Genomic DNA, 12,224 nt, shown 5'->3' with positions numbered 1-12,224 from the left:
AACGAGGTCTGCCTCTTCCAGATCGCCTACCCACCCACAGGTAACGCAACAGACCGGATCTCCTGGAAACGGTTCCAAGATTTGGCCGCAGTCAGGGCAACCGTATCGAGACATGACTATGCTTTGACCGCGATTTTCGAGCGGGCCGTCGTCTTGAGCTCCTCGATACCGTTGACTTCCCCGACTGCAGGATGGCGGTACACTTCATCAGTCGCTTTCAGAACTGCCCGGATCTCGTCTGCGAACGAGGCCCCGCTGGACACGTCAGCCAACACGGCAACTCCATCAGACACCTCGTATTCCACGGTCGCGGTGTAGGGCGCACCGTGTTCTTGTCGCGCGAAGAACCGCACGTCTACCTCGATGCTGTTCGGAACAGCGGCTGACTGCCCCGAAGTCTGCACTTGCTTGATCTCGGGGGCGTCCGAGTCTTTAGCTGCATCTTGGCCCTGAACTGCAGCCGTGACCTCGGAGTTATCGCGTCCAGGGCTGGCTTCAGACATTGGAACCACCAGTTTGTGGCCGGTCTGAATCCATTCTGAGGGTGTTTTTCTCGCGATTCGTTGGTGAGTGGGTGGGGTTCGTCATTGCTTCCACTATCCACTATATGTCTACATACTAATAAGTATTTGGTATGGTATTACCAGATAAGATATGGTACAAAGAGATAGACTGCAGTGGCGTAGTTAGCATATTGCTATGGTAGTGATCTGATATTACAGGTGATCGAGGCGAGTGTCCCGGGGGCTTGACCCCCGAGGCGATTCACCGCAGACTTTCGGAGAGGGTGAGCTGGAACTTCCGATCGACCGCCATGAAGACATCGGGGCGGTTCGGGCCACGCTGGAAGAGATACAGAGCGTCGCGGGACCAGCCGTCGGCGGCGGTCGCGATTCCGTGGGAATTCCATCCGAACTCGATGAGGATCCCGCCCGGTTTCACGAGCGGGGCGAGGGCTTCGCGAGCGGCGGCGTAGTCGCTTGCGTGCCAGCCCTCGTAGACCTTTGCTGCCTCGTCGCTGTCGAAGGGGGGATCAAATATTACACTGCCGAAGGATTTGGGGGCGAAGAATTGATCGAGTGTGACGACGTCTTCTGTGTAGTCGGTCTCGATGTTCGGGTTGATGTCGTTCGTGACGATCTCGCCGTCTGGGTGGGTGAGACGTGTTTTCCCAGCTGTGGCATTGAGAACCCGGCCTTGGAGATGGGACTGAACGCGTTTTCGGACTGGCCGACAGTCGAACGTCCAGCGGCCGAGGTACGTGGGTGAGCCGTCGCGCTCGCGACCGCCGACTGGAACGACGTGGACAGGATACTGCGACGAGGGATCGCTTTCTCCCGCTAGGTGTTCGCTGATCGTCTGCTGGACAGCGCCTTTCCCCCGTTCGACGTTGGTGACAACAGTTGATGTGTAGACGCCACGGTTAGCTGCCTGTTCGCTCGGTGTTTTGTCGCCGAGAACGACGGCTTCGTAGTCTTCGCGAGCTGTTTCGCTGATGGCTTGGAGGCACTGTTCCTGCGTGGGAAACGGAGAGGGGCCACTGTCGTCTGGTATCGCAGCCATATCACTCCTCCATCGGATGCAGTTCGACGATCGTGTGGATGATCCCGTCGTAGAGGTGGATGTACTCTTCGTCACGCGATTCGAGGACGTTGATGATCAGGTTGTTCGTGCCGATCTCGACGAGCTGATACCACTCTTCGAAGGCCCAGTCGGGCAGGTCGTCCACAGTGTCTGCTTCCGGTGTTTCTTCAGCTTCGTGTTTGAGGTTCTTTGCGAGTTGGTTGTACTCTTCCAGGAGCGTTTCCTGCTTATCGTCTGGAAGACTTTTGCAGATTTCTTCCTCGCTGACGTTGAGATAGTTCTGGAATTGGTCAACTGATTCGACGAGTTTCTTCTCTCCTTTCCTGATCGTCATCTCATCTCAACTGCTGGACCTCAACATACCAAGATGCGAGGGGGGAATGCTCCCGACACTGGATTTTTGTCATTGGCTGCACACGCCTCGGTCATGGACGAGTTACTCGATGTATTCGAACTCGACCTGAGCGAGCTGTTGGAGGGCGGACTCCAATTGTTTGTTTCGGCCCTGTTGCTCGTTGTTGGCGTCGTGTTGATGATAGCCGAACTACTTGTTGACGGGACGTTCATCTGGGGTGCGGTGCTGACCGTCCTTGGCATCGTTGCTGGGCTGTTCGCCGTCGTGAGTTTTTTCGATGTCTTCTTTTGATCTCACCATCTCGGTGATCCGGCAACGCGAGAATTTCAGTTTTGATCGGCAGCGCCGAGTCGCTGTTGGACGCGGTTTTCGATCTGCTGTGCTCCAGCCGCCGAAATATCAGCTTCGTTGACGCCGGGGATATCGAGGACATCATCGAGAGATTCGGCCAGCGTCTGCTGGTCGTTCGGCAGGACCTGCTCGTCTTCGTCTTCGTCGTTGGCGTGTTCGAGGTCCCACTGTTCGACAGCCGTCTGAATCTGCTGGGCCGGATACTGTAGGATCTGGCCAGCGAGTTCTTGCAGTTCGTGGAAGCGGTTGGATCCGTACGACCCGGAGTAGTTTTTCAGGAGCGCGAGTTTTAGCGACAGTTGCAGGTTCCACAGCGTTGGTTCCGTTTCGGGATGAGCGAGGGCGGTTGCTCTGTCCGCGGCATCCTCGGCGTAGCTGGCGGGGATACCGAGACACTGGTAGAACTCGTCAACTTCGAACGGGAGGTCAGTGAAGTCGATGGCGACCAGTCGGGCTCGAATGATGTTCTGGTTGACCTGCGTGCTGAGGTCTTCCAGTTTGCTGAAGATCCGCTCGTGCCACTCGATGAGGGGGACGCGGTCATTTTTCCGCTCGTGGCTTTCGGACATCACGTCTCCGATGTGCTTGCGGTTGAATGTCGGCCCGGGGAGCGGAATCGTCACATCGACGGAGGGGATGTAGATAACCGGTTTGGCGGAGATCGTCTGGGTGCCCCGAAAGTCGTAGGCTGTCCGGTCGCCGTAGTAGATGGAGAATTCGCCGTCAGAATCCAGATCGGCGTCGTCCGTATCGGCGTCTTCGATTGCCTGCTCAACGGGGTTGTTCGCGATGGTCAGTTCCCCGCGTTCGAGTGTAATGTCGCTCTCGTCAGGCTGGGAGATGTTGTACTTGAGACTGGGGTAGATGGTGGTTATCCGAGCCGAGCCGCCCCAGTCGAAGTGGGAAATCCAGCCGAAAGCGTCGTCGAATCCCCGTTTCTGCGCAGCGGCGATTTTCCGGTTCAGGAACTCCTGCATGTCGCCGGCGTCGTAGCCGGTCGACGCGATTTGCCATCGGAACTTGACGTCGAAGCCAAGCGCCCGAAGCGCGAGCCGTCGCCGGTCGATGATGTCCTGGTGGTCGTCGACGCGGATTCGCGTCGGGGGAGATGCGTCGGCAGCGATCTGTTCGAGAGACTTGCCGACGGCGTCTTCGAGGTCTTCGGCTGGGAAGCCGTGAACATCCCGAATAGCTTCCACATTGATCTCGACTTCGCCGTCCCCAGCGAGGGAGGCGAATTCGTTTTCGGCGAAGAGGGTTCCGTATCCCGCTTTGGGGAGAACCTGAATTGCCTGTTTGAATGGGCGATCAGTGCCGGAATCCAGAAACCGATCCCCGACGGGCGTGAGGTCGTCGGGATAGTCGCTCTCGGTTGTGAGCCCGCGGTACGGAATGACGCCTTCGTTCTTGATGAGGCTCTGGACGGTAACGATACGATCGTGGTCTGCCGACCCAGATCCCCCGCTCGTGTTGGGGGTATCCGTGGTCGACGACGTGCTGGTGTCGTTGCTACTACTCATGGTTTTGACCGTGTCTGGTTGGAACGCCGCTATGTCGGTCGCAGTGCCACAACGAGACGGGAGAAAACCGCAGAGAGAACGCCGGAGTGCGGGATTCGCACCCGCGATCCAAAGTGTATAGTCGGGCTCGGATCGGCTAGGCAGGCTCCGGTTGGACCGCCAGCAGAAGAAAAGATCGTGCCGTCTAGGTGTCCTGGATACGCGGCGCGATCATGTTGACGCAGGTGCCGTTGTTGCCGGCGAAGTCGTGCGAGAGGATGACGGGGAACTCTTCGCCGAGTTCCATCGAGACGATGGTCTGCTTGGTGATCGGCTTGGCGATGTCTTTCAGGTACTCCAGCGAGAACAGCGAGTTGGCCTCACCGGGTTCGTAGAGTGCGAGGTCGCGATCTTCCTCGAATTCCTTGCTGATCGAGTCGGTGTCGCCCTCTGCGGTGAGGGTGAAGTGACCACTGTTCGGATCAGCTTGCAGCTGGACGTGGTCAGAGACCATGTCGGCGGCCGTGAGCCCCTGCTTGAGTTCTTTGCCTTTCATCTTGGCGTACATCGGGAGTTCGAGAGCAGGGAGTTCGGGTTCCTGCCGGATCGAATCGGGGTCGATCAGCGCCATCGTCCCGTCGATGTTGCCGACACTCACCCGGAGTTTCCGCTTGGCGGCATCGAGTTCGAGATGGATGAGATCGCTCTTGTTCTCTGCGAGACCGACGAGTTCGTCCAGACGGTCCAGATTAATACCGAGGACGCCACCGTCGGTTTCGAGCATCTGGAACGCGTCGACCGAGAGTCCAGCGTCGACCATCCCGACGTTGGCCGGATCGACTGCGATGGTTCGGATACCGTCGTTGGAGACGTGGATCTTGGCCTCGTCGACGAGAGGATCCAGCTTCGAGATGAACGACTGCATGTCGTTGACCTCGATTGCGGCACTGAACTGCCCGACTTTCCCGCCGGGGACGCCCGGGCGGTTGTCGTTGGGGACGTCCGGGATCGCGTCGTCGTCCTCGCTACTGGCTTCGTCGTCGCCAGTAGCGTTTTCGTCGGCGTCTTCGCCCTCGGCGTCTGCGTCTTCGCCATCGTCGCTGTCGACCGCGTCGTCGCTGTCGACCGCGTCGTCGCTGTCCTCTGCACCCGCCTCTGAATCGTCCTCGACGTCGGCGTCGGCTTTGTCGTCTTCTTCGACGGCGGCTTCTTCTTCGCTGGGATCAGCCTCGTCGACGCCGTCCTCGCTGTCGTCTTCGACTTCGGGTTCGAACTCCCCGCGAGCCTTCTGCCGCAGGGTGTCGACATCTCCCGTGGCCTTGTACCCGGTTTCCTCGGCCACGTGGCTCCGAAGGTCGTTGTGGTCCATTTCGTCGATATCGTCGGTTCCACTGTCGTCACTGGCGGTTTGTGCTTTCGACATGGTTGAATCAGTGCAAGCGGATCTGCTCACCGTTTCCCGCTCACTCCCCTCGCAGAACCACAACACGGTGCGGTAGAGGCGAAAAAGGGCTCGGAAAGTTAGTGGTCAATCGACTGTGAATATATAAATAAACAAGTTTCTAGTATTCCTATATATTCTGTCCGTGTATGGATAAATAAACGCGATCCGTCAGATATATGAACCGGAGTCTGTCCATAGCAGGCCAAACAGTGAGGTTCTCACCACCTCCAGAATATATCGCAGAGCCGAGGGCTGAAGTCATCTCTCTTCTGTCGCGAGTACTCTGCTGCCCTCTCAGACCGACTGCGTCTCGGCGGGGAACTGGACAGCAGATGTGAGAAAATTTTTTCGGCTACGAGTCAAGATATCCCGTAATTCTAAGTAGAGATGCACCGATTTGTTCGGCATGCCCCGCGACACTGGCATCCAGTTGGTAAAGTATGCCGATCGAAAGATAGGCGATTCACTGCGGACTGTGGCTGTCCTCTTCGCAGACGACTGTGAAGTCCTCTATCTCCGTGACGATTTGCAAGAGTCATACAGCCCATCCCAGTACAAGCAGATTGCCGGATCGTTCAGAGTCGATATCAATGCGGAAATCCACAGGACAGACAAATCCCCGCTTGAGGCAAAGGAGGCACTCATTCACTACCATCGAGAGGCATACGTCTTTCAATTTCCCCACGAGGACTGCCATAGCATTCTACTGAGTGTCGAGTCAAGCGTCGGACCACAACTGGCCACCTTCATCGAAGGCTGCAAAAATCAGGTTTGACAAGGAGAATACATCATCGGCTGAACTATCCTCGTCGAAACGAAGGGATAGAAAAACAGCGCAAGTTCCCCGCCTCACCGTGGGTGGGATGAAGCGCATCACTCCGGCATGTGTTCCGTCTCTTCGATACACCATTCGTCTTTTGCTAAGACTGATAGTAATATTCAATGCAGAAAATATAACTAAAATGTTAGGAGGACAATTCCAGCCGGTGAGGCACTTTTCATCGTGAAACCTGGCGATAAGAAACATTGAGTGGTGGTTTCTTCGGCGTTTTGGCGTGTGTTCGAGCTAAAATTCGGCCGAATATCACGGCTAGATAGTATTACAGTAAGTATTAGCTAAAGATGGATGATTGGACACACCATTCGTCTTTAGCTAAGACTCACACCTCGGTTGTGTAGCGGTAGCGAGCGTCTCTTGCAGTATTGGTCGTTGCTGGTGGATCTTCTGCGCGTCTTCGATCAGCCGCTCCAACAGCGGCGGTGGTGAGTAGCCGAGGTACTCACCGAGTTCGTGGAGGATGAGCTGGGCGTGCGACCGAAAGGTCGCCGCCCAGCGTTCCGGCGGGAACACGATCTCATCGTCGGCTTGCTCGGTGACCAGATCCAACAGCTCACGGCTCACTAACAGCGACAGCAACGCCGCGTACAGCAGAATTTTCACCACATCTGGGTTGCTTGTGTCGAATTCGTCCAGTTCGTACTGCGTCTTCAGCTCACGGAACAACGTTTCTACCTCCCATCGACACCGATACAGCGTTGCTAGATCCGCCGGGAGGAACTCCTCTCTTGGCAGATTCGTGATGTAGAGATGGTAGTCGTCGGCGTCCTCGTTGCGGACGCCGACGACGCGGAACCGCTTCGTGTCCAGCGACCGAGTTCCCTCGTACTGACCTCGCTTGAACTCCGCTTCGACCTCTACGTCGATGTACTTCCGTGTGAGATCACCGACCACATCCTGGATCTGCTCGCCTTCCAAGGGAATGGCGCGGCCGCGCCATTCCCGTAATTCCGCCGTTATCACCGGATTTGCGTTCTGCTTCAGCCGACTCACGAAGTAGCCGTTGTTCTCGTCAATCAACGCGAAGCGGCGGTACTTGAAGTACGCTAGGTCGAGCAGAACTAGCCGTCCTTGCAGCCACGAACCAGTCTTGAACAGCGTGCTGTCGTGCGTTTTCTCGTCGGTCACGTCGATCCGTTCAATCGTCTGCTCAGTCGCATTGTGGAGCAGGTGGAGCTTCGCTCCAGCCTGCTCCTCGTGACGGGCTTGGAACTCATCAGAGAGGAACTCGTGCAACCGCAGCACTGTTCCATCAGCGATCATCACATCACTGAATCGGTCGATGTCAACCTCAACAACGTCGGGAACAGCGACCTCGTCGAGACCGTGCTCGACGAGGTCGCGGAGGTACTCCGCGAGCGTCGGCGTCAACCGCTGATAGAACCCACCCGGTGAGATCGGCTCGTCAGCTGTCGAGTTGTAGCTGCGTCGAAACCCTGCGAGTGTTCGGCTTTCGCCTGCGGCGAAGCCGAACACGAATGCCAAGACGAAGGCGGGAATCTGGAGCTTGCGGTCGCGTTCGACCACGCCGAGTTCCTCGGCGTGCTCTTCGAGGAACTCGGAGGGAAACAGTGTAGTGAGCCGACGCATAATGCGAGATGAGGAAGTCTGGTTGTACACAGACTCGACTTCCTCATTCCTCTCGAAAAGAAGCCTCGATAAGCTACCGCCGTACAGCGATTCATCTCCTAACTAAAGACGGATGCCGTCTCATTAACTGCAAATTCGTCGAGTAGATCCTGAACGAGAAACAGGGACTAGGCGGTCTCAAGACCAAGCCACAACACGGTTATTATCCCGATCATAATCGATCACGTCGAGGTTATCCATCTTCGGCAAATGGATGTGATGCAGTTCTATTTCGATCTGGTCGATGCTGGTCTCGTCAATGGCAGCCTCGTTTTCTTCCCATTTGACGACTGCCTCCGCGAGGTCTTCAAGATCGATAGGGACGCTTAAGACGGCAAGGACAGATAGCGTCGTCCGGCGTCGCCTCACCGCCATCAATCGATGATAGTCGTCCTCAGTTAACGACTCTGTCCCTACGTAGGTCTCCAAATTGTACTGTTGAGTCTGGTTCATAGTGATTCCATCTTCAGCGAACCGGCCTCAACCGGTCTACTCTGTCAAGGGGCACCACTGCCAGTAGTACTATTGCCTACAATGTAAGGTATCCGCGACGGGAACTGGAGTCAGTTGCTATCCACTTCTACCCGGTTCGGTATCGGAAGTCTACAACTCATGTCCTGGTGAAATTAGGTGGCGTCTTTCAACCACTCTCCGACGACGGAGTCTTCATATTCGTTGGGATGCTTCCGGAGCACAATGGCAAACAATGCACTGACGGGCGCACTCCGGGAGACACTCGCCCTCTTTGACAACCCAGTGGCGCCGCGGACGACCTCGGAGATCGCCAATGAACTCGACCTGGGCCGCCGGAGCACCTACGATCGTCTCGAGCGGCTGGTCGACCAGGGTCGTTTGCGGACGAAGAAGGTGGGCGCAAACGCCCGTGTCTGGTGGCAACCTCCGTCTGATGACGACGGTACTGGTGGAGACAAACACCCACAGTTTCATTCCCTCGTGGACGCCGTCGAGGAGTATGCCATCTTTCTGCTCGATCCCGACGGGTACGTCAGGACGTGGAATTCCGGGGCCGAGGAAATCAAGGGCTACGTCGAGGAAGAAATCGTCGGCGAGCACTTCTCGACGTTTTACCCGGAGGAAGATCGCGAGGCCCGCGTTCCTGAGCGGAACCTCGCGCAGGCCGCCCGCGACGGCTCCGTCGTGGACGAGGGATGGCGCATACGCGCTGACGGAACGCAATTCTGGGCGAACGTGACGATCACGGCGATCTACGACGACGAAGGCGAACTGGAGGGCTTCGCAAAGGTCACCCGGGATATGACCGATCGCCGCGAAAGAGAACGGCAGCTCCGTCGCGAGCGGGACCTGGTCGAGCGCATCCTCGAGACGGTTCCCGTCGGTCTCGGCATCGTTACCGCCGAGGGTGAACTCGTCCAGACGAGCACACGGGCGAAGGTAATCCTCGGCGGACACGACGCCAAGGAAGGCTCACGGATCAAAGACCGCCAGCTCTACGACGCAGATGGCGACCCGGTTCCCCCGGAAGAGCGGCCCTCCGCGCAGGTGTTCGCGACCGGCGAGTCTGTACACGAGTGGCAGTGTCAGATCGAAGACCCCGACGGGGGGCGCCGCTGGCTGACGGTGAATGCCGCCCCGCTGAAGGGTGAGGACGATGAGGTCGAGCGTGTTGTCGTGGCAGGCGAGGATATCACCCAACTCAAGGCGCAAGCCCGACAGCTCGGACGCCAGCGTGACGAACTGGAAAGCGAACTGGGAGAGATTTTCGAGCGAATCGACGACGGCTTCTTTGCGCTGGACAAGAACCTCTGTTTCGTCCATCTCAACGACCAAGCGGTAGACGCGTTCGACCGTGCCGCCAGCGAGTTCATTGGCGAGCACGTCTGGGACGCACTCGAACCCAGTCTGAAGGCCGAGGCTGCCTTTGAGGCGGCCCTGGAAACGGATGAGTCGGTGACGTTCGAGGAGTATTCTGAACCAATGGAGACATGGTTCGAGACTCACGTCTACCCCTCCGAGACAGGCCTGTCGGTGTACTTCCGGGACGTCACCGAGCGCAAGCACCGTCGGCAGGAACTCGAACGCTATCGCAGCGTCGTGGAGACAATGAGCGAGGGAGTGTATATCGTTGACGACGACGGCTACTTCAGTCTCGTCAACGACCAGTATGCGTCGATGGTCGCCCGGTCGAAAGATGCCCTCCAGGGTGCCCACGTCTCAGCGGTGATCGACGACGAGTCGACGCTGGAGCAGGCGAGACGCCTTGAGGCGGAGCTGATCGACGGGGAGAGAGACTCGGCGACGCTCGAAACCGAACTGCAGCGGCCGGACGGGGAACCGTGGATCGGTGAGGCGACCTTCACGGTGATGGCGACCGACAGCGGTCACGAGCGCATCGGCGTTGTGCGGGACGTTACACGGCGAAGGGAACGCGAGCGGAGACTCGAACAGTACGAGCAACTCGTCGAGACTGTCTGGGACGGCGTATACGCGCTCGATGAGAACGATCACTTTGTGCTCGTAAACGAGGCGTTCTGTGACCTCGTCGGTTACGACCGCGAGGAGATTCTCGGAGAACACCCGACGCTCATAAACAGCGAGGCGGTGAACGAGACCGCAAACGAACTGGAATCGGAGGTCCTCACCGGCGATCGAGAAGTGGGCGTCCTTGAATTTGAGGTCGAGACTGCGGACGGTGACACCGTGCCCGTGGAATCCCGATTCGGTCCATTCGAGTATGAGGACGGACGCGTCGGTCGTTGTGGGGTGGTCCGTGACGTCAGCGGGCGCAAGGAACGCAAGCGTGAACTCAAACGCCGCATCCGCCAGCAAAGAATGGTTGCCACCCTCGGGCAAGACGCCCTCGACATTGAGAACCTCGACGGGTTGTTTTCAGAGGCAGCAGAGATGATCGCCGAGGCGCTCGACCACGAGTACTGCAAAGTGCTCGACCTCGACGGCGACACCGACGAACTCCTCCTCCGGCAGGGCGTCGGCTGGGACGACGGCATCGTCGGGTCGGCGACGGTGTCCGCCGTCGAGGCCGATTCCCAGGCGGCCTATACGCTAGAGAGTCGCGACCCGGTGATCGTCGAGGACCTGACGACGGAGACCCGGTTTTCCGGGCCCGATCTGCTGACGGACCACGACGTCAAAAGCGGCATCAGTGTCGTCATCGGCCCGTCCGACGACCCGTGGGGCATACTCGGGACTCACGACACCACGGCGAAGGAGTTCTCTGACCAAGACGTCGACTTCGTCCAGGCTGTCGCGACCATCCTCGCGACGGCCATCGAACGCCGCCAGCACGAACGCCGGCTCGTCCGCAACAATGAGGAACTCGCCGCCCACGACAGTTTGAACGCAGTCGTACGCGATATCACGGAAGCTGTCATTGAGCAGTCCACACGCGAGGAGATCGAGGCGACTGTCTGCGAGCGCCTGGCCGAGTCAGAGTCCTACCAGTTCGCCTGGATTGCCGACGTGGATCCCCAGACGATGGCGCTCGATTCCCACGTCGAAGCTGGCGTAGAGGGCTACCTCGAGGAGGTCCCCACCTCGATGGACCCGGACGAGCCGTCGGGACAGGGGCCAGGTGGCAAGGCAATTCGGACACGGGAGATACAGACGATCCAGAACGCGTTGACCGACCCCGACTTCGAGCCCTGGCGGGAGCAGGCGAAAACGTATGGCTACCGGTCAATGGCCGCTATTCCAATTCTCCACAATGGCACGCTCTACGGGCTGCTCGGCCTCTACGCAGACCGACCAACTGCATTCGAAGGCCACGAAAAGGAAGTGATCGGCCAGCTCGGCGAGATCGTCGGCCACGCCATCGCTTCCGCCGAGCGCAAGCAGGCGCTGATGAGCGACGAACTCGTCGAACTCGACTTCCACATGGATGGAATTCTCGACGAACTGGACGTGTCGATGCCGGCCAACGAACGAATCACGCTCGACCACGCGGTCCCTCTGGGCGGCGACGAGTTCCTCGTCTACGGGACGGCGACACCAGGTGCCGTCGAGACCGTCCGCGATGTCGTCGACGTACTCGACTACTGGGAGTCGGTCGAGTTTCGCGATGATGGTGATCCGTTGCGCTTCGAACTCCAGATGAGCGATCCACCGGTGTTATCGACGGTTGCCTCTCTTGGTGGCTACGTCGAAGAGGCCATCGTCGCGGATGGCGACTTCAAACTCCGGATTCACCTGGCACCGACCGTCGACGTACACCGTGTCATCGACGTCGTCGAAACGGCGTATCAGACCGCTGAGATGCGCCGGCGACGCCAGATTACGCGCGCCGCCGCCGACCCACAACGGATACAGCGCAAACTGTTGGCTGACCTGACTGAGAAACAGCGGGCCGCGCTTGAGGCCGCCTATCATGCGGGGTTCTTCGGCTGGCCGCGGGACGTTTCTGGTGAGGAACTCGCCGACTCGCTGGGGGTAGCACCACCGACGTTCCATCAACACCTGAGAAAGGCCGAGGCGAAAGCCTTTGGCTCGTTGCTAGCGGCCGAGACACCGTCTTAGCGTACGTACTGA

At 58.3% G+C, this 12,224-nt stretch carries 10 protein-coding genes; 3 read left to right on the top strand and 7 right to left on the bottom strand.

The features are described from left to right. Positions 1-116 precede the first annotated feature (116 nt). The 3 genes from BMX17_RS11335 to BMX17_RS11325 all read right to left on the bottom strand — a co-directional run bounded on the left by BMX17_RS11335 (position 117) and on the right by BMX17_RS11325 (position 1,918). Positions 117-503: a hypothetical protein gene (locus BMX17_RS11335; protein ID WP_092660072.1), complete on the bottom strand. Its 387-nt coding sequence runs from the start codon at positions 501-503 to the stop codon at positions 117-119. Positions 504-765: 262 nt separating this feature from the next. After that, positions 766-1,563 carry a hypothetical protein gene (locus BMX17_RS11330; RefSeq protein WP_092660070.1) on the bottom strand — a complete coding sequence of 266 codons (798 nt, stop codon included), beginning with the start codon at positions 1,561-1,563 and terminating at the stop codon, positions 766-768. A 1-nt stretch (position 1,564) separates the two neighbouring features. After that, positions 1,565-1,918, bottom strand: a complete 354-nt coding sequence (locus BMX17_RS11325; protein ID WP_092660068.1) for a hypothetical protein — start codon at positions 1,916-1,918, stop codon at positions 1,565-1,567. 93 nt (positions 1,919-2,011) lie between these two features. On the opposite strand from BMX17_RS11325, the gene BMX17_RS11320 reads away from it, so the two are divergent. Continuing rightward, positions 2,012-2,230 carry a hypothetical protein gene (locus BMX17_RS11320; RefSeq protein ID WP_092660066.1) on the top strand — a complete coding sequence of 73 codons (219 nt, stop codon included), beginning with the start codon at positions 2,012-2,014 and terminating at the stop codon, positions 2,228-2,230. 35 nt (positions 2,231-2,265) lie between these two features. Here the strand turns inward: BMX17_RS11320 and BMX17_RS11315 are convergent, their stop codons facing one another. After that, positions 2,266-3,810: a hypothetical protein gene (locus BMX17_RS11315; RefSeq protein WP_092660064.1), complete on the bottom strand. Its 1,545-nt coding sequence runs from the start codon at positions 3,808-3,810 to the stop codon at positions 2,266-2,268. Positions 3,811-3,994: 184 nt separating this feature from the next. Further along, on the bottom strand, positions 3,995-5,212 hold the full coding sequence (locus BMX17_RS25125) for a DNA polymerase sliding clamp (RefSeq protein ID WP_244514987.1): 1,218 nt from the start codon (positions 5,210-5,212) through the stop codon (positions 3,995-3,997). A 427-nt stretch (positions 5,213-5,639) separates the two neighbouring features. Between BMX17_RS25125 and BMX17_RS11300 the strand changes: the two genes are divergently transcribed. Further along, entirely contained in the window at positions 5,640-6,008 is a 369-nt protein-coding gene (locus BMX17_RS11300) for a DUF7522 family protein (RefSeq protein WP_092660062.1), read from the top strand. A gap of 378 nt (positions 6,009-6,386) precedes the next feature. Here the strand turns inward: BMX17_RS11300 and BMX17_RS11295 are convergent, their stop codons facing one another. Beyond that, positions 6,387-7,661, bottom strand: a complete 1,275-nt coding sequence (locus tag BMX17_RS11295) for an IS4 family transposase (protein WP_092660060.1) — start codon at positions 7,659-7,661, stop codon at positions 6,387-6,389. Between the two features lie 177 nt (positions 7,662-7,838). Further along, positions 7,839-8,153 carry a DUF7344 domain-containing protein gene (locus BMX17_RS11290; RefSeq protein WP_092660058.1) on the bottom strand — a complete coding sequence of 105 codons (315 nt, stop codon included), beginning with the start codon at positions 8,151-8,153 and terminating at the stop codon, positions 7,839-7,841. Between the two features lie 243 nt (positions 8,154-8,396). Here BMX17_RS11290 and BMX17_RS11285 point away from each other — a divergent pair, with 243 nt between their 5' ends. Further along, positions 8,397-12,212 (top strand): PAS domain S-box protein, encoded by a 3,816-nt coding sequence (locus BMX17_RS11285; RefSeq protein WP_092660056.1) that lies wholly within the window; start codon positions 8,397-8,399, stop codon positions 12,210-12,212. Positions 12,213-12,224 lie beyond the last annotated feature (12 nt).

The sequence above is a fragment of the Halorientalis persicus genome (assembly GCF_900110215.1).
In the GTDB taxonomy this organism is placed as follows: domain Archaea; phylum Halobacteriota; class Halobacteria; order Halobacteriales; family Haloarculaceae; genus Halorientalis; species Halorientalis persica.
The sequence above is the reverse complement of the archived record's forward strand: the minus strand, read 5'-3'. Positions and strand labels throughout refer to the sequence as shown.